Raw genomic sequence first — 17,526 nt, forward strand, 5'->3', positions numbered from 1 at the left:
TCTGGGTCGCCGTCATTCGGCCAGCGCGTAGATCGCGGGCAGGTTGCGGCCTTGCTCGTGGTAGTCCATGCCGAAGCCGAAGACGTAGCGGTCGACGACTTCGAGGCCGACGTAATCCGCGTCGATGCCGTCGACGCGGCGATCGTGGCGCTTCACCGCCAGCACCGCGACGCGCACGTCCTGTGCGCCCTGGTCCTCGCACCAGCGCTTCACCGCCAGCAGCGTGTGGCCTTCGTCGAGGATGTCGTCGACCAGCAGCACGCGGCGGCCGCGCATCGACGTCGCCGGGCGATGCAGCCAGGCCAGTCCCGAGCCGGAGGTGCTGCCGCGGTAGCGCGTGGCGTGCAGGTAATCGAATTCGACGTCGAGCCGGCGTTCGCCGAGCGCGAACGCCAGTTGCACCGCGAACGGCATGCCGCCGTGCATGATCGTGACGAACAGCGGCGGCGTGTCGTCGTCGGCGTAGTCGGGCACGATGGCGTCGGCCATCGTCGCGATCACGGCGTCGAGTTCGGCGCGGTCGTGCAGCAGGTCGGCGGTGGCCAGCACGTCGGCGAGTCGTGGCGAAGTCATGCGATGTCTCCCGGATGCGCCTGCAGTCGCGTGCGGGCGTCGTCGTGACGGGCATCGGCCAGCAGGCCGTCCCAGCCCAGGGCGCCGCGGCCGAGCAGGCCGGTCAGTGCCATCGTGTTGAGCGTGCGGCCTTCGACCGCCGCCAGCGATTCCTCGACGAGTTCCGGATGGCAGACCAGCACCACGTCGCAGCCGGCGTCGAGGTGTGCGTCGATGCGCTGCTTCACCCCGCCGGCGGAGAACGCCGCGGCCATGCCGATGTCATCGGAGAACACCACGCCGCGGAAGCCCATCTCCTTGCGCAGGATCGTCTCGATCCAGTACGGCGAGTAGCCCGCCGGTTCCGGTGCGACCTGCGGATAGGTCACGTGCGCCAGCATCACCGCATCGGCGCCGGCGTCGATGCCCGCGACGAAGGGCACGAGGTCCTCGGCGCGGATCGCGTCGAGCGGACGGTCGTCCACCGCGACGTCGAAATGCGTGTCTTCGAGCACCGAGCCGTGGCCCGGGAAATGCTTGAGCGTCGCGGCCATGCCCGCGGCGTGCATGCCGCGCACGTAGGCGCGGGTGAACGCGGCGACCACCTGCGGATCGTCGGAGAACGCGCGATTGCCGATGGCGAGGTTGCCGCGGCCGAGGTCGACCACCGGCGCGAAGCTGAGGTCGACGCCGCTGGCGCGCACTTCGCTGGCCATCAGCCAGGCGTGCTCCTCGGCGAGCGCCAGCGCGCCGGCGGGATCGTCGGCATACAGGCGGCCGAACCCTTCCAGCGGCGGCAGTGCGCTGTAGCCGTCCTGGAAGCGCTGCACGCGGCCGCCTTCCTGGTCGACGCAGATCAACTGCGGCCGCGGCGCCGCGGCGCGGATGGCCGCGGACAGCTCCGCCACCTGCGCGCGCGACACGAAGTTGCGCTTGAACAGGATCACGCCGGCGCAGGCGTCGTGCTGCAGCCAGTCGCGTTCCTGCGCGGTGAGTTCCGGACCGGCGACGCCGATTACGAGCATGGGACAGACTCCAGATCGCGGCCGTCGCGTTCGTCGTCGCGCCATTGCGAGAACGGCCGCGCGGCCAAAGCCAGATTGTAGTAACGCACGATGTCGGTGACCTCGGCGCCCAGCCACGGCGGACGCGCGAACGCCTCGTCGCCGTCGTCCAGTTCCACCTCCGCCACGACCAGCCCGGCGTTGTCGCCGAGGAACTCGTCGACTTCCCACAGGTGGTCGCCGAACGACACCAGATGCCGGCGCTTGTCGATCAGGCCGCCGACGCAGCGCGCGAGCAGCGCGCGGGCGTCCTCGACCGGGATCGCGTAGTCGTATTCCTCGCGGGTATGGCCCAGGTCGCGGCTCTTGAGGTTCAGCCGCGCCTCGTCGCCTTCCAGCCGCACCCGGACCGACACCTGCTGCCGGCCCTCGTCCAGCGAGGCCTGGTCGTTGAGGTAGCCCTGCGCCATCGGGATGGTGCGATGCGCCTGCGCCCGCCAGCGGTCGTCGAGGACCAGGAATTTGCGTTCGATTTCGATGGCCACGGGGTGGCGGGTCCGGTCCGGGCTCAGGCGGGCCGGTATTGTAGGCGCAGCGGCGCGGGAATCAGCGACGCCCCGGACGGAGTTGCCCGCGGGCCCGGATCGCGTGCTAGGATGATTGCGGTTGCCTGGCGATTAGCGAATTTTTAACAATTCTCGGCCAGCCGGGCGAAACTGACGAACGCCGATCGTCCAACCGACCAGGGACTCTCGCCATGCCTAGCGAAACTCCGCAAGAAGACCGCCGCGCCGACGCCGACCACGGCGAGCGCACCTCCCCCCAGAACCGCCCGGACACGCCGGGATCGCTGGGCCGGGAAATCTCCGAACACACGACGCAGAACCAGCGCGACGCCATCCCGGCGCTGAGCGACCACCCGATCGATGCGGGCCCCATGCTGATGCCGCACGAGCGCAAGCTCTCGGCCGACGAACAGCGCAACCTGCTGGCCATGCGCCGCCACAACGACGACGGCATCGACGACACGATCGCGGAACAGGAACGCCTGCGCGAAGCCGAACGCGTGCTGCGCTACGAGTCCTGGCGCCTGGAACACGCCTCCGAAATCGCGCAGCGGCATTCCCAGCAAGTGCGCGAGGTGTCGGCCACCAGCCAGAACCAGGCGCTGCTGAACAAGTCCTTCGGCGCCTACGAAGGCGTGTTCGCCGCGATGAACGCCGGCATGCACGCGCTCGATGCCCAGCGCCTGCCGCTGAATGCCGACGAGCGCAGCAACGTCGCCGGCGCACTGACCGCGCAGCTCGCGCAGACGCCGGGCTTCAACCGCGATAGCTTCGATCCCAAGCAGCTGTCGGTCGCCGTCGGCGAAGGCAATGATCGCGTGTTCGCGATCCACGGCTCGCATCCGGGCGCGCCCGATGCGGTCTACGCCAACGTGTCCGTCGACCAGGCGAAGCAACAGTCGCTGCAGGTCAGCGGTGCGCAGGCCACGGCCGAACCGCCGCAGCCGCAGCGCCCGGCGCCGCAGCAGGAGACGGAACAGCCGTCGCAGTCGGCTCCGGTGATCGCCCCGCGCACGCTGCTCTGACGGAAAAGCCGGGCACATCCGACGCCCGCGTCCCGCACGCGGGCGTCGTCGTTTGCGACGACGGCGAATCGGCGCGACTCAGCGCGGCGGCGAGAACAGCGCGATCGATTCGACGTGCGCGGTGTGCGGGAACATGTCCATGACGCCCGCGGCCTCCAGCGTCCAGCCGCGCTCGTTGACGAGGTAGCCGGCATCGCGCGCCAGCGAGCCGGGATGGCAGCTGACGTAGACGATCCGCTTCAGCCCCTTCAGTGGCAACTGCTTCAGTACGCCGTCGGCGCCTGAACGCGGCGGGTCCAGCAGCAGGCGATCGAAGCCCGCGCGCATCCACGCATGCCCCGACAGATCCTGCGCGAGATCGGCGGCATGGAACTGCGCGTTCGCCAGCGCGTTGTGCGCCGCGTTCTCGCGCGCCCGCATCACGAGGCCGGCCTCGCCTTCCACGCCGACGACCTCGCGCGCGATACGCGCCAGCGGCAGCGTGAAATTGCCGAGCCCGCAGAACAGATCCAGCACGCGATCGTCCGGCTGCACGTCGAGCAACTCCAGCGCGCGCGCGATCATCTTCTCGTTGAGGCCGGCGTTGACCTGGATGAAATCCAGCGGCCGGAATTTCAATCCCACGTTCCACGGCGCCAGCGCGAACGACAGCGGCGGATCCTGCGGCCACAGCGGCTGCACCGAATCGATGCCCCCGGGCTGGAGGAAGATCGCGAACCCGTGCGCCTGCGCGAACGCGGTCAGCGCATCGCGATCGCGCTCGCCCAGCGGCTGCAGGTGACGGAAGATCAGCGCCACGGTGGCGTCGCCGGCGATGAACTCGATCTGCGGGATGTCGCGGCGGGCATCAAGACCATCGACCAGCGCGCCGATGGCGTCGAGCTTCATGCCGATCGCCGGGATCACGGTGTGGCATTCGCGCAGGTCGGCGACGAAGCGCGGATCGGCTTCGCGGAAACCCACCAGCGTCTTGTCCTTCTTCTCGACCCGGCGCACCGACAGCCGGCCCTTGCGGCGATAGCCCCACGCGGCATCGACCAGCGGCGGCAGCAGCGTCTTCGCCTCGACATGACCGATGCGCTGGAGGTTGTCCAGCAGCACCTGCTGCTTGTAGAGGATCTGGCGGTCCTCGGCGAGGTGCTGGAGCACGCAGCCGCCGCAGGTGCCGAAATGCGTGCAGCGCGGGTCGACGCGGTCCGGCGACGCGACCAGCACCTCGACGGTCGCGGCTTCATCGAAATGCCGCGACTTCGCGGTCTGCTTCGCCATCACCCGCTCGCCCGGCAACGCGCCGGACACGAACACCGTCTTGCCCGCATGCACGTCGCCCTCGGGACGACGGGCGACGCCGCGGCCGTCGTGGCTCAGATCGAGGATGTCGAGGGCGAACGGGGTCTGGTCGATGCGATTGCGGGCCACGGGCGGGTCGGAAGGCGAAAAGCGGGCCGCGATTGTCGCATGGCGGCGCGCGCGCCAGCCCCGTCCCGCCAATCGGGGGGTACGGGCATCAACTTAATACAAGTTCGATCCCGTCCTCGGATTCATCGCCCCCGGGACCATGGTCGGCAATGATCCCGATGATCCAATCAAAGACCGTCGCCCCCTCCCCTCTCATGACATCACGCCGCAAGGACTCGAAATGAGCCACATGATTGGGATGGCACGTCTGCAGCATCCGTTCGTATTGCCGGGCCGTTTCCGCATGGCCCAGCCGGAGCCGTGAAAGCGCGTGGTTCCGCCACTCGAGGATGAAACCGCCATCCGGGGTTCCGAATCCGCCACGGAGCACGTCGTTGAATGCATCAAGATTGCGTCCCCATGGACCGCCACCGAGCGCAATCTCGGAGAAATGCCGGAAAAACCCTTCCAACGTATCGAAAGCCGCGCCATCGATGATGAGGCGCGGCTTATCGTTTCCGCTCACTTCTGCTTCCACGCCCCGCCCTGCTGGTACCACCAGCCGGACTTCGCGCTGCTGATCCACTGGCGGGCGAACACGCTGCGGATCTGGCCTTCCCATTCCGGGTGGCCGTTGGCGACCGCGATCTCGCGGTAGACGGCCTTGCGGTCGCGGTTCTCGTCGGCGACGGCGTTGTTGACCGGCACGCGATCCTTCAGCGCCAGCGCGGCGGGATCGCGGACCACGATCAGGCCATCGCTGCCGAAACCCAGCGCACCGGAGTCGAAATGCGGGCGCAGCTGGCTGTCGAACCGCTGCTCCATCCGCGCCTGGATGGCCTGGATGGCCGGCGTCTGGATGTTGAAGTCGGGCTGGTCCTGCGCCATCGCCGGCGAGATGCCGAGCAGGATCAGCGGATCGAAGCCGCCGGACGCCGGGCGATCCACGACGAAGCGGGTCGGCTGGAAGCGCGGCGCCTGCAGCGCCATGCCGCCGCCGGACGGCGCGGCCTGCGGCGGCGGTGCGTCGGCCTGGTCGAGCACCTTCTCGACGAAGACCTTGGCGGCTTCCTTGGCCTCCGCGGCCGGGAAGTACACGTTGATGGTGACGCAGGCGCTGAGGGCCAGCGTGGACACCATCGAGAGCCCGAACAGACGACGCATGCGTTTTCTCCCGTGAAAGATCGTGATCGAGTGTAGCCGGTCCCCGGCCGGGCGGCCTCAGTGGATGACCGGCGCGATGTCGCCGCTGCCCACCGCCTGGAGGCGTTCGACCAGCGTCGGCCAGTCGACGTGCCGGTTGAAGCCCACCACCCGCAGGCGCGGCAGTCCCGCGCCCTCGACGATGGTAAATCCGCCGGCTGAACCCGACGTTGCCGTCGACCCGGCGCCTTCCAGCCCGGACATCGTGCAGACCGTGTTCTGCAGCCGGCAGGCGATGCCGATGCGGCGGTAGCCGAAGTCGTCGAAGAGCCCGATCAGCTGGCCCTGCAGCGTGGTGACGAACGAGGCGTCGCCGACGCTGGAGATGTTCTGCACCGCGCGCTGGCTGATGCGCTGACGCACGCCCTTGCGCGGCACGGTGTGGAAGTCGGCGTCGAAGGCGGTGGCGGTCCAGTCGACCAGGCGCAGGTCGCGGATGGCACCGTCGAGCCGGCCGCTGATGCTGCCGAAATCGAAGACTTCGGTGACCGCGAGCAGGTCGAGGTTCTCCAGCGCGAGATCGGCCGACAGCGTCGGCGCGACGCCGAACGGACGCTCCATCGCCAGCGACGACACGCGTACGCGGCCATCGAACATCTGCATGTCGAGACCGCCCTCGAAGCTCAGGCGATCCTCGGCGTAACGCGCGTCCGGGATCGTGCCGCCCAGCGTGCCGCGGAACGCGGGCCAACCGAACGCCTGCGCCAGCCGGCCGATGTCCATGCCGTCGAGGGTGAGGCCGAAGCCGGCTTCCAGCCGCCGCGCGCCGGACGGCGGGCGCAACTGGAAGCGATCGAAGCGCAGCGTGCCGCCGACGACCGGGATCGTGGCCGGCGCGCGCAAGGCGATGCCGCCGTCGGCGCTGTGCAGGGCCAGCGTCGACGCGCCGAACGCGAGGTCGTACAGCCGGCCTTCGCGCCACGACAGCTGGCTGTCGACCGGCATCGAGCCGCCTTCGAAACGCACGTCGCCGTCGAGACCGTCGAAACGGAAGCGGCCCTTGCCGTCGCGCAGCGTCAGACCGGCCAGTCGCGCTTCGGCGCCCTGCAGGCCGTTCGCATCGAGCCGCAGCCGCGCGTGCGCCGCGCCGTCCAGTGCGAGATCGCCGAGGCCCGCGCTGCCGAGCCAGCCGGAGAGATAGCGCGCGGGCAGTTCGGCGACGTCGTCGCTGTCGACCGCGACGTCGAGCGCACGCAAGGCACCGTCGGGCGCGAACGCGGCTTCGCCCTGCACCGCGAGCGTGCGGCCGTCGCGCCAGAGGATCGTCGGCAGGCGCCAGCCTGCGGCATCGCCGCGGGCACCGATGCGCAGCGCCACCGGCGTCGCCGGCAGCGACACGTAGGCGCTGCCGTAGAGGAATTCGCCGCCATGCAGCGCGCCGTCGAGGCCGATGGTGCGCACGCCGTCGTCGCCGAAGCGCGCGTCGAGCGCGAGCGTCGCGCCGAGATGCTCGGCGGCGATGGTCGCGTCCGGCGTTTCCAGCCCCGCGCCAGCGATCGTCAGCGGCCCGCTCACGCGCACCGGGCCGCGTGCGGGCACGTTCACGCGCAGGTGCGCATCGGCCTGCCCCTGCTTCAGCCGGCCCGTGGACCACGCTTGGTCGAGCAGCGCCTGCGTCCACACCAGCGGCACGCGCACGAGGTCGATGCGGGTGTCGTCCGGCGTGGAGGCCTGACGATGCACTTCGACGCGGGCATCGCCGCGGGCGAGGACGACGTCGGTGAACGCGGTGCCGAGCGCGAGGTCCAGCCGCATCGGCGGCGCGCGCCCGGCGACGACCGTGCCCGCGCAGCGCCAGCCGCCCTCGCCGTCGCGGCGCAGCGGGCACTGCCAAGCCACGTCGCGGAAGGCGTAGCCCAGCGAGGGCGCGGCCAGTGCGCCGACCCGCAAACGGAGCGTGCCGGCGTCGGCCTCGGCGGGCCAGTCGAGGCGGACCTCGACGCGCTCCAGCGTCGCCAGTCCCGTCGCCACGCGTGCGATCCGTGCCGTCGCCGTGCGTGCCTCCGCGCCGTGCGGCCACGCACAGGCGGCCAGCACGAGCGCGAATAGGATGCGTAAGATGCGCGGCGACATGGCCGTCAGCGTATACGACCCGCGATGAATGCATCCGCCGCCCGCCCCGCCCTGCCGCCCCGCGTGCTGCTGCTGGAGGACGACCCGGTGAGCGCGGCGTTCCTGGCCGCGGCCCTCGAAGCCCTGCCCGCGCGGGTCGCGACGGCGGCGACGCTGGCCGAGGCCCGCGTGACGGCCGACGCCTGCGACCTGTGGCTGTTCGACGCCCACCTGCCCGATGGCGACGGCGCGACGCTGCTAGCCGAACTGCGCGCACGCGGCCTGCGCACGCCGGCGCTGGCGCACACCGCCGAAGCGCGCCGCGAACCGCTGGATGCGCTGATCGACGCCGGCTTCCGCGAAGTGCTGCAGAAGCCGCTGACCGTGGCGCAATTACAGGCGGCGGTGCGGCGCGTGCTGGGCGATGCGGCGGACACTGCGTCGGAAGGCAAAACGACGAATGCCGCCCCGCTTCGCTGCGGCAAATCGCCGATCTGGGACGATGCCGCCGCGCTGCGCGCGCTCAACGGCCATCGCGATCACGTCGCCGCGATGCGCGGCCTGTTCCTGCAGGAATTGGCGCAGGTCGCGACGCGCGTCGTCGAGGCCGCGGACAGGCGCGATGCGGACGCACTGCGCGGCGAACTGCATCGCCTCCAGGCGAGCTGCGGCTTCGTCGGTGCGGCACGGCTGGCGGCCGCGGTCGATGCGCTGCGCGACGCGCCGGACGATCCGGCCGCACTCGCGCAGTTCGAAGGCGCTGCTCAGGACACGCTGTCGTCGGATCCGCTGTCTTCGGACCCGGCACTCTCGGTCGGCTGAGCCGGCGACGGCGCGCGCGGCAGCGCGGCGATCAGTTCCCACGATTTCAGGCCGCGCCCGCCGAGGTGGTGCAGCAGCAGCGCACGCATCGCGCGACGCAGGCCGGGCATGTCCTCGGCACAGGGCTCGCGGTCGACGGCGAGGTCCAGCAGCGCGCGGCCGGTCGCGGTCTGGCGGCGATCGATATCGCCGAGCAGGCGGCGCGGCCCGTGTTCGGCATCGAGCACGTAGCGCGCGGCCGGATCGATGTCGCGGCCGTCGCCATCGGTGTCCCAGGCGAAGCCCACGCCCAGCGCTTCGATCAGGTCGCGCTCGAACCGGCGCAGCGTCCACGCCAGCGGCAGGTCGACCAGCGCCAACCGCGCACGGGTCTCGCCGTAGATCGCGTACAGCACGCCGACGCCGTCATGCCGCGGCGCGAGTCGCAGCATCAGTTCGTTGAGATAGAAGCCGGCGAGCATCGCCTCGCCGAGCAGCCGCGGCGCCTCGTCGATGGCTTCGGCGCCCTGCAACTGCGCGAGTTCGCCGCGCTGCACGCCGTCGAAGCGGATGTGCTGCAGCGGCTGCAGGGCCGCGCGCAGCAGGTGTTTCTTCGGCCCCTGCACGCCGCGCGCCACCAGTCCGATGCGTCCATGCTCGCGACTCAGCACTTCGACCAGCAGGCTGGTCTCGCGCCAGGCGCGGGCGTGGAGGACGAAGGCGGGTTCGGCGGTGTAGCGCATCAAACCCTCAACGCAACCGAATTATTGAATCAGGCTTTCGAGAGCGCTTCAATTTCGATCCTTACCGCTGACACAAAGTCCTTTCTGATCTGAGGAAAACTTGTATTTTCAATTTTGTTCTGAGCGTGAGCACAGACAATATGATCACAAATTTTCCTCGCAGCACTAACCACAGGATCAGTCGCGATCAATTCAATTCTAGCCAGCTCGTTATATATAATGTCAATTTTCTCTACATCACTAATTTTATTATCGATTGCAACAACAGCGAATTTTGTGCTAGAGCACAAGAAGTCAGAATAAAGCCTCTGACGCTCAGCAATTGTCTGCCTCAAGATTTCGAGACGCCACTCTCTTCGCTTAGCTTGAATTGTCGCATAGTAATTTACCCCTCCACCCAAAAGCACACCAACTATCCCGCTCGAAAAAACCAAAAAGCTGGATTCCATATCATGCCTTTCTGTATTGAGGTCAATTATTCTTCGATAAGAAAGAAATGAAATCGAAGAAAACTAGTCCGAATACCCGAACGCCTTCAGCGCGGCTTCGTCGTCGGACCAGCCGTCGCGGACGCGGACCCAGGTTTCGAGGAAGACCTTCACGCCGAACATGCGCTCCATCTGCAGCCGCGACTGGGTGCCGATCTCGCGCAGGCGGGCGCCGCCCTTGCCGATGACGATCGCCTTCTGGCCGTCGCGTTCGACCCAGATCACCGCGCCGACGTTGAAGATCGGCTGCGGCGGCGCGCCCTTGCGCTTCTGCAGTTCCTCCTCGAAGCGCTCGATCTCGACCGTGGTCGCGTACGGCAGTTCGGCGCCGAGCTGGCGCATCAGCTGTTCGCGCACCAGTTCGCCGGCGAGGAAGCGCTGGCTGCGGTCGGTGATCTCGTCCTCGGCGTACAGCGCGGGCTGTTCCGGCAGCAGCGGCAGCACCGCCTTGAGCAGCGACGGCAGGCCGCGGCGCTTGAGCGCCGACAGCGGCACGATCGCGGCGAAATCGCGGCCTTCGCTGGCGTCCTTGAGGAACGGCAGCAGCGCGCTCTTGTCGGGATAGCGGTCGACCTGGTTGACCACCAGCACGGTCGGGATGCCGGCGCCCTTCAGTGCGTCGTGGGCCAGGGTGTCCTCCTCGGTCCACTGCCCGGCGCGGACCACCAGCAGCGCCGCGTCCACGCCTTCCAGCGCGCCGCGGGCGGCGCGGTTCATCATCCGGTGCATGGCCGAGGCCGTGGCCTTGCCCTTGTCGGCATGGATGCCGGGGGTGTCGACCAGCACCAGCTGGCCCTCGGGGAAGGTCGCGATGCCCAGCATGCGGTGCCGGGTGGTCTGCGGCCGCGGCGAGACGATGCTGACCTTGGTCCCGACCAGGGCGTTGATGAGGGTCGACTTGCCGACGTTGGGTCGGCCCAGCACGGCGACGTGGCCGGCGCGGAAAGGGGATTCGCTCATCCGGGCATTGTAAGCCCGGGCGGTCGCCGCCGCGGGGGCGGCGACCGGGACGGCCGGCCTCAGGTGCCCGAGGTCGCCGCGGGCTTGAAGCGCGAGCTGTTCTCGACCAGGACGTAGCTGCAGGTGCCGTCGGTGTTCCACTGGAAGTAGACGTACGACTCCGGCGTGAGACTGCGGATCACGTCGAGCAGCGCCGCGTTGGTGGTGGTGCAGGTGCGGCTGGTGCCGGCGGCGTTGGTCGCCGCGCACGAACCGCTCGACGCGTTGTGGTAGCAGCCGATCCACTGCTGGGTGTCGGCGGTGGCGCGGGCATCCGCGAACGCGCCGTAGGCGATGCGCGAGGCATCGTTGATGGTGACGGTGTACGGGCCGACGCGGGCGCCGGCGAAGGCCGGACCGATGGCAAACAGTGCGAGCGCGAGGCCGGCGACGATCTTTCCATGACGCTTCATGCGATATCTCCAATGAGGGATGGTGGTTCGGTCCGGCGCGGAACGCGTGGCTCAGAACCGCAGCCGGATCCGGTCCTCGTTGACCGCGCGCGCGAACGCGGCGGACAGAGCGAGCTGTTGGTCCGCAGGCAGCGCACCGATCGTCATCTGGAAGCGGGCCACGTCCTCGTGACCGAGCACGCGCCCCGGGATCAGCGTCGACAGCCGGCGATCGGCGTCGGCGAAGCCTGCGGGATCGGGCGCGTCGGCATGCGCCGGCGCTGGCGTCGCGACAGGCGTGCCGCCCGGGCCTTCGAGCGCGGCGAGACGGGCATCGATCGTGGTCAGACGATCGAGCACGGCCTGCAGCGCCGGATCGGAAACGACGTCGGACGAAACGGCCGCCTCGGCGTTCTCCGCGCGGGCGCCGACCTCGCCGCGCACGGTGGCGTCCGCCTGCGCGACGGGACGGTGCAGGAGCATGGCGCCCTCGACGAGGACGAGCAAACCCAGCACGACGATCGCGATCGTCGAGGCACGTGACATGGCGGATGTCCCTTGGAAATGACGATGCGCCTTCCGCGCTGCGGACGGCATCGGATGACACGGGATTCCCCGCGGCGACCGGTCAATGCCGATCGCGGCGCCCGGTCCTCAGGCGTCGAGGGCGGCCAGCACGGCCTCGGCCGCGGCCTGCTCGGCGGCCCGTCGCGAGGCGCCTTCGCCCTCGCGGCGCAGCGGCGGTTCGGCGAGCGCGCACTCGGCACGGAAGGTCTTGGCGTGTTCCTCGCCGCTCTCGGACAGCAGCGCGTAGGCCGGTAGCGGTCGCTGCCGTCCCTGCAGCCATTCCTGCAGGCGGGTCTTCGCATCCTTGCCAAGCCTGTGCGGCGGCGGCAGGGTCTCGATGGCCTCGGCGAACCACGGCAGCACCACCGCGCGGCAGACGTCGAAGCCGGCGTCGAGGTAGATCGCGCCGACCACCGCTTCCAGCGCGTCGGCGAGGATCGAATCGCGACGATGGCCGCCGGACTTCATCTCGCCGGGGCCCAGCAGCAACCGCGGCCCGAGTTCCAGCCGGCGCGCGAGTGCGGCGAGCGCGGATTCGCGCACCAGTTCGGCGCGGGCGCGGGTGAGTTCGCCTTCGGCCGCCTTCGGCCAGCGTGCGCACAGGGCGTCGGCGACGATCGCGCCGACCAGCGCGTCCCCCAGGAATTCCAGCCGCTCGTTGTGGACGGCGGCGGCGCTGCGGTGGGTCAGCGCGCGCTGCAGCAGGCCGCCGTCGCGGAAGACGTGTCCTCCGCAGGAGACGGCGGCGTTCACTGCAACACCGGCATCAATTCGCCGGCTTGCCGCCGAAGGTCGCCTCGGCGCTGAACTTGCCGACCACGTCGAGGTTGTAGATCAGCGGCTTGCGGACCTCGTAGTCCACCTTCATCACCTGGGCGCCGCTGCGGTTCTCGAAGTGCACGTTCTGCGGCTTCACGTTCTCCGAGTAGCTGATGTACAGCCGCTTGAAGAACTTGTCCTTGATCTGTTCGGGCGACTGCACGGCGGTCTCCGGGTCCGCGGACAGCCCGTTCAGGGCGGTCTTGACCGCGAAGAATTCCTGGTACATCGGGAACAGCTTCATGAGGATGAAGAGGAAGAAACCCACCACCGACATCACGACGATGAAGCTGGTGAAGGTCATGCCGCTCTGCTTGCGTCGCATATCCGTATCCCCTCTGGAAATCGGCGTATTGAAGAAATCCGGGTGTTGCCCGGCGACGGTGCCTGCGTGCCGGCGTCAGGGAATGCCGTTGCCGATGCGCGAGGCGTCGAAACCGTCGGAACAGAACCAGCCGCTGCAGTTCAGCCACACCAGGAAGGCCTTGCCCCGCAGCCGGTCTTCCGACAGGAATCCCCAGAATCTACCATCATCGCTGCGGTCGCGGTTGTCGCCCATCACGAGGTAATGCCCCGCCGGCACCACCCAGGTGCCCTCGCCGCGCGGGTCGGCGAACTGGTCCGGCAGCTCCAGCACCTGGTGCTGGTGGCCCGGGAATTTCTCGGTCAACTTGGCCGCGCCGTTCATCTCGGCGTTCCGGCCGGTGCCGGTGAACTCGCCGTCCAGCGTGTAGTCCAGCACCTTGCCGTTGACGGTCAGCGTGTGGCCGGCGTACTCGATGGTGTCGCCCGGCAGGCCGATGACGCGCTTGATGTAGTCCTGCCCGGTGTTCGGATCGTCCGGACCCTTGCCCGGGTAGCGGAACACCACCACGTCGCCGCGCTGCGGCTCGCCCATCTGCACGATCTTGGTGTTGGTCACCGGCAGGCGCAGGCCGTAGGCGAACTTGTTGACCAGGATGAAGTCGCCGATCAGCAGCGTCGGCATCATCGAACTGGACGGGATGCGGAACGGCTCGGCCACGAAGCTGCGCAGGCCCAGCACCAGCGCCAACACCGGGAAGAAGGCGCGGGCGTAGTCGACGATCACCGGCTCCTCCGCGCTGTCGAGCAGGTTGTCGGCGCGGGCGCGGCGCTTGGACAGGACGAGCTTGTCCAGCAGCCAGATCACGCCGGTCAGCAGCGTGAGCGCGACGAGCAGGATTTCGAACCAGACCATGGAAGTTCCTTCGGAACGGGGATCACGAACGGGATCGCGAAAGGCATCGCGACCGGGATGGGAAACGGGACCGGGCACCGGCGACGGACCGCGGCCCGCCGTCGATTCTCGTGGCCCGGACTATTTGTTGTCCACCTGCAGCACGGCGAGGAAGGCTTCCTGCGGGATCTCCACCCGCCCGACCTGCTTCATCCGCTTCTTGCCTTCCTTCTGCTTCTCCAGCAGCTTGCGCTTGCGGCTGACGTCGCCGCCGTAGCACTTCGCCAGCACATTCTTGCGCAGCGCCTTGACCGTGCTGCGGGAGATGATCTGCGAGCCGACCGCGGCCTGGATGGCCACGTCGAACATCTGCCGGGGGATCAGGTCCTTCATCTTCTCGCACAGCTCGCGGCCGCGGCGGTCGGCGTGGCTGCGGTGGACGATGATCGACAGCGCGTCGACGCGGTCGCCGTTGATCAGCGTGTCCACGCGCACGAACGGGCCGGCGTCGAAGCGCAGGAAGTGGTAGTCCAGCGAGGCGTAGCCGCGCGACACCGACTTGAGCTTGTCGAAGAAGTCCAGCACCACCTCGGCCATCGGCAGCTCGTAGCTGATCTGCACCTGGCTGGCCATGTAGGTGATGCCGATCTGCACGCCGCGCTTCTCTTCGCACAGCTTGATGATGTTGCCGATGTAGTCGGCCGGCGTGAGGATGTTCGCGCGGATGATCGGCTCGCGGACCTCCTCGATGTGGTTCACCGGCGGCAGCTTGGCCGGGTTGTCCAGCGGCATCACGCTGCCGTCGGTCTTCAGCACTTCGTAGACGACCGTCGGCGCGGTGGTGATGAGGTCGAGGTTGTACTCGCGCTCCAGGCGCTCCTGCACGATCTCCATGTGCAGCATGCCGAGGAAGCCGCAGCGGAAGCCGAAGCCCATCGCCTCGGAGCTTTCCGGCTCGAAACGCAGCGCGGCGTCGTTGAGCTTGAGCTTCTCCAGCGCCTCGCGCAGGTCCGGGTAGTCCTCGGCGTCCACCGGGAACAGGCCGGCGAACACGCGCGGCTGCATTTCCTGGAAGCCGGGCAGCGGCTCCGCCGCCGGATGCTGCGCACTGGTCAGAGTGTCGCCGACCGGCGCGCCGTGGACGTCCTTGATGCTCGCGGTGACCCAGCCCACCTCGCCGGCGCCGAGCTTCGGCAGCGCCTTGCGCTTGGGCGTGAACACGCCGACGTTCTCGACCTGGTGCGAGCGGCCGGTCGACATCACCAGCAGCTTGTCGCCGGGCTTGATCTCGCCCTGCATCACGCGCACCAGCGAGACCACGCCGAGGTAGTTGTCGAACCACGAATCGATGATCAGCGCCTGCAGCCGGTCGGTGTCGCGCGGCTTCGGCGGCGGGATGCGATGCACGATCGCCTCCAGCACGTCGCCGACGTTCAGGCCGGTCTTCGCACTGATCGCGACAGCGTCGGTGGCGTCGATGCCGATGACGGCCTCGATCTCGGCCTTGGCGCGCTCGATGTCGGCGGTCGGCAGGTCGATCTTGTTGAGGATCGGCACCACTTCCAGGCCCTGCTCCACCGCGGTGTAGCAGTTGGCGACCGACTGCGCCTCGACGCCCTGCGCGGCGTCGACCACCAGCAGCGCGCCCTCGCAGGCGGCCAGCGAGCGGCTGACTTCGTAGCTGAAGTCGACGTGGCCGGGGGTGTCGATGAAGTTCAGCTGGTAGATCTGGCCGTCCTTCGCCTTGTACGGCAGCGACACGGACTGGGCCTTGATGGTGATGCCGCGCTCGCGCTCGATCGGATTCGAGTCGAGCACCTGCGCCTCCATCTCGCGCGCCTCCAGCCCGCCGCACAGCTGGATGATGCGGTCGGCCAGGGTCGACTTGCCGTGGTCGACGTGGGCGATGATCGAGAAGTTGCGGATGTTCCGCATGGGGTCGGACATGGGGGCGTGGGCCGGCCGTCGTGGCCGCTCGGGTCAAACGTTGGATTATCGCACAGGGCGTGTCCGGCCCGGCGCCCGGCCGGACACGCCGACGGCGGCCCGGAGGCCGCCGTCGGCGGGGAAGCACGCCCGGAATGGCGCTGGGCGGGGCCGATCAGCCCCGCTTGTCGGGGGTGATCGGCACGAACTGGGTGGCGCCGCCGCGGCGGACCAGCAGCATCACCGTGTCGGCGTCGTCGACCCGGGCCAGCTCGCGGTCCAGCGCCGAGGCGCTGCCCACCGGCGTGGTGCCGACGCGCAGGACGATGTCGCCCGGGCGCAGGCCGGCGCTGCGCGCGGCCTTGCCCTCGATCCGGGCGATGGCCACGCCCTCGCCGGCGCGCAGGCCCAGGTCGCGGCGCTCGTCGCCGCCCAGGTCCTGGCCGATCAGGCCAAGCGCGTTACCCTTGCCGGTGGCGGCCGCGGGCTTGGGCTCGGGGCGCTCCGGGCCGCCCGCGACACGATCCTCGTCGAGCTTCGTCAGGGTGACGCTGCGCTCGATCGTCTTGCCGTCGCGGATGATCGACAGCTTCGCGGTCGAGCCCGGCGCCATCCCGCCGATCACCGGCGGCAGGTCGCTGGAATCCTCGATCGCCACGCCGTCGACCGAACGGATCACGTCGCCTGGCTGCAGCCCGGCCTTGTCCGCCGGACCACCGGGGCGCACGTCGTTGACCAGCGCGCCGCGGGTGTCGGGCAGGCGGAAGCCCTTGGCGGCGTCGGCGTTGATCGCGCCGACCACCACGCCGATCTGGCCGCGGCTGACCTTGCCGCTAGTGCGCAGCTGCTGGGCCACGTTCATCGCCACGTCCATCGGGATGGCGAAGCTCACGCCCATGTAACCGCCGGAATTGCTGAAGATCTGTGAGTTGATGCCGACGACTTCACCGCGGGTGTTGAGCAGCGGGCCGCCGGAGTTGCCGCGGTTGATCGCGACGTCGGTCTGGATGAAGGGCACGTAGCGCTGTTCGGCGTTGGCGGCGCGACCGACCGCGCTGACGATGCCGGCGGTGACCGAGTGATCGAGGCCGAACGGCGAACCGATCGCCACCACCCACTGGCCCGGCTTGAGCGCCTTGGAATCGCCGCCGCGCAGGTACGGCAGGCCGCTGGCCGGGATCTTCAGCACCGCGACGTCGGACTGCGGGTCGCTGCCGACGACCTTCGCCTGGAATTCGCGACGATCGGACAGCTTCACCTTCACGTCGGTGGCGCCGTCGACCACGTGGTGGTTGGTCAGCAGGTAGCCGTCCTCGGAGATCAGGAAGCCGGTGCCGATCGACACGCTCTTGGGGCCCTCGGGGCCGCCGTCCTCGTCGTCGTCCTGCCCCTGCGGGCCGCCCGGACCACCCGGCATCGGCATGCCCGGGCCGAAGAAGCGGCGGAAGAACTCCGGCATGTCGTCCTGGTTCGGCATGCCCGCGACCGCATGGCCGCCGCCGGACCCGGTGGCCTCGATGTTCACCACTGCCGGGCCGACGCGGTCGACCAGTTGGGTGAAGTCGGGCAGGCCGGTGACGAGCGGCGCGGCCGGCGCGTTGATGGCTTCGGCGGCGGTGGCGGCGACCGTCGCCGCCGGCTGGCGGGCGACGGTCGGCAGCACGGTGGTGGCCGCAGCGGTCGCCGCCGCGGTGACGGCGACGAGGGCGAACGTACGGGTACGGGGGTTCATCGGGGAATCGTCCTCGAGGAAGGGGTTGCGGTGGGATCGGAACCTCCCGCGTCGTGCAGGC

The 17,526-nt window shown here is 69.2% G+C and carries 19 protein-coding genes; 2 read left to right on the plus strand and 17 right to left on the minus strand.

The window, feature by feature from the left end; genetic code table 11:
- Positions 1 to 12: 12 nt before the first annotated feature.
- The 3 genes from ACT53Q_RS02835 to ACT53Q_RS02845 are packed head-to-tail and all read right to left on the minus strand — an operon-like array spanning position 13 to position 2,101.
- Complete coding sequence (locus ACT53Q_RS02835) at positions 13 to 573, minus strand: hypoxanthine-guanine phosphoribosyltransferase (protein WP_476185118.1); 561 nt, start codon at positions 571 to 573, stop codon at positions 13 to 15.
- Positions 570 to 1,577 carry a beta-N-acetylhexosaminidase gene (gene nagZ, locus ACT53Q_RS02840; RefSeq protein WP_476185119.1) on the minus strand — a complete coding sequence of 336 codons (1,008 nt, stop codon included), beginning with the start codon at positions 1,575 to 1,577 and terminating at the stop codon, positions 570 to 572. The genes ACT53Q_RS02835 and nagZ overlap by 4 nt, the downstream gene beginning before the upstream one ends.
- Complete coding sequence (locus ACT53Q_RS02845; RefSeq protein ID WP_476185120.1) at positions 1,568 to 2,101, minus strand: CYTH domain-containing protein; 534 nt, start codon at positions 2,099 to 2,101, stop codon at positions 1,568 to 1,570. The genes nagZ and ACT53Q_RS02845 overlap by 10 nt, the downstream gene beginning before the upstream one ends.
- Positions 2,102 to 2,313: 212 nt before the next feature.
- Here ACT53Q_RS02845 and ACT53Q_RS02850 point away from each other — a divergent pair, with 212 nt between their 5' ends.
- The gene (locus ACT53Q_RS02850) at positions 2,314 to 3,147 is read left to right on the plus strand and encodes a hypothetical protein (protein ID WP_476185121.1); all 834 of its coding nucleotides are present in this window, start codon (positions 2,314 to 2,316) and stop codon (positions 3,145 to 3,147) included.
- Positions 3,148 to 3,225: 78 nt separating this feature from the next.
- Here ACT53Q_RS02850 and rlmD read toward each other — a convergent pair whose 3' ends face one another.
- The 4 genes from rlmD to ACT53Q_RS02870 form a co-directional block, all read right to left on the minus strand.
- A complete protein-coding gene (gene rlmD, locus ACT53Q_RS02855; protein WP_476185122.1) occupies positions 3,226 to 4,566 on the minus strand; it encodes a 23S rRNA (uracil(1939)-C(5))-methyltransferase RlmD in 1,341 nt (446 codons plus the stop codon).
- An 88-nt stretch (positions 4,567 to 4,654) separates the two neighbouring features.
- Positions 4,655 to 5,083, minus strand: a complete 429-nt coding sequence (locus ACT53Q_RS02860) for a barstar family protein (RefSeq protein WP_476185123.1) — start codon at positions 5,081 to 5,083, stop codon at positions 4,655 to 4,657.
- Entirely contained in the window at positions 5,068 to 5,709 is a 642-nt protein-coding gene (locus ACT53Q_RS02865; protein ID WP_476185124.1) for a YdbL family probable chaperone protein, read from the minus strand. Before ACT53Q_RS02865 ends, ACT53Q_RS02860 begins: the two co-directional genes overlap by 16 nt.
- Before the next feature lie 57 nt (positions 5,710 to 5,766).
- Positions 5,767 to 7,719 (minus strand): translocation/assembly module TamB domain-containing protein, encoded by a 1,953-nt coding sequence (locus tag ACT53Q_RS02870; RefSeq protein ID WP_476185125.1) that lies wholly within the window; start codon positions 7,717 to 7,719, stop codon positions 5,767 to 5,769.
- A gap of 126 nt (positions 7,720 to 7,845) precedes the next feature.
- On the opposite strand from ACT53Q_RS02870, the gene ACT53Q_RS02875 reads away from it, so the two are divergent.
- A complete protein-coding gene (locus ACT53Q_RS02875; protein ID WP_476185126.1) occupies positions 7,846 to 8,622 on the plus strand; it encodes a response regulator in 777 nt (258 codons plus the stop codon).
- Here ACT53Q_RS02875 and recO read toward each other — a convergent pair.
- The 10 genes from recO to ACT53Q_RS02925 all read right to left on the minus strand — a co-directional run bounded on the left by recO (position 8,565) and on the right by ACT53Q_RS02925 (position 17,465).
- Positions 8,565 to 9,344 carry a DNA repair protein RecO gene (recO, locus tag ACT53Q_RS02880; protein ID WP_476185127.1) on the minus strand — a complete coding sequence of 260 codons (780 nt, stop codon included), beginning with the start codon at positions 9,342 to 9,344 and terminating at the stop codon, positions 8,565 to 8,567. The genes ACT53Q_RS02875 and recO overlap by 58 nt on opposite strands.
- Positions 9,345 to 9,373: 29 nt before the next feature.
- Positions 9,374 to 9,793, minus strand: a complete 420-nt coding sequence (locus ACT53Q_RS02885) for a hypothetical protein (protein ID WP_476185128.1) — start codon at positions 9,791 to 9,793, stop codon at positions 9,374 to 9,376.
- Between the two features lie 63 nt (positions 9,794 to 9,856).
- A complete protein-coding gene (gene era, locus ACT53Q_RS02890; protein ID WP_476185129.1) occupies positions 9,857 to 10,792 on the minus strand; it encodes a GTPase Era in 936 nt (311 codons plus the stop codon).
- Between the two features lie 59 nt (positions 10,793 to 10,851).
- Positions 10,852 to 11,244, minus strand: coding sequence for a hypothetical protein (locus tag ACT53Q_RS02895; protein WP_476185130.1), 393 nt, complete (start codon positions 11,242 to 11,244; stop codon positions 10,852 to 10,854).
- Positions 11,245 to 11,295: 51 nt separating this feature from the next.
- The gene (locus ACT53Q_RS02900) at positions 11,296 to 11,769 is read right to left on the minus strand and encodes a hypothetical protein (protein WP_476185131.1); all 474 of its coding nucleotides are present in this window, start codon (positions 11,767 to 11,769) and stop codon (positions 11,296 to 11,298) included.
- Between the two features lie 108 nt (positions 11,770 to 11,877).
- Positions 11,878 to 12,543, minus strand: a complete 666-nt coding sequence (gene rnc / locus ACT53Q_RS02905; protein WP_476185132.1) for a ribonuclease III — start codon at positions 12,541 to 12,543, stop codon at positions 11,878 to 11,880.
- A gap of 13 nt (positions 12,544 to 12,556) precedes the next feature.
- Entirely contained in the window at positions 12,557 to 12,934 is a 378-nt protein-coding gene (locus tag ACT53Q_RS02910; protein WP_476185133.1) for a DUF4845 domain-containing protein, read from the minus strand.
- Positions 12,935 to 13,009: 75 nt separating this feature from the next.
- The gene (gene lepB, locus ACT53Q_RS02915; RefSeq protein ID WP_476185134.1) at positions 13,010 to 13,828 is read right to left on the minus strand and encodes a signal peptidase I; all 819 of its coding nucleotides are present in this window, start codon (positions 13,826 to 13,828) and stop codon (positions 13,010 to 13,012) included.
- 120 nt (positions 13,829 to 13,948) lie between these two features.
- Positions 13,949 to 15,742 (minus strand): translation elongation factor 4, encoded by a 1,794-nt coding sequence (lepA, locus tag ACT53Q_RS02920; protein ID WP_476185174.1) that lies wholly within the window; start codon positions 15,740 to 15,742, stop codon positions 13,949 to 13,951.
- A 166-nt stretch (positions 15,743 to 15,908) separates the two neighbouring features.
- On the minus strand, positions 15,909 to 17,465 hold the full coding sequence (locus ACT53Q_RS02925) for a DegQ family serine endoprotease (RefSeq protein WP_476185135.1): 1,557 nt from the start codon (positions 17,463 to 17,465) through the stop codon (positions 15,909 to 15,911).
- Positions 17,466 to 17,526: the final 61 nt, after the last annotated feature.

The organism is Lysobacter sp. DMC97 (genome assembly GCF_056313745.1).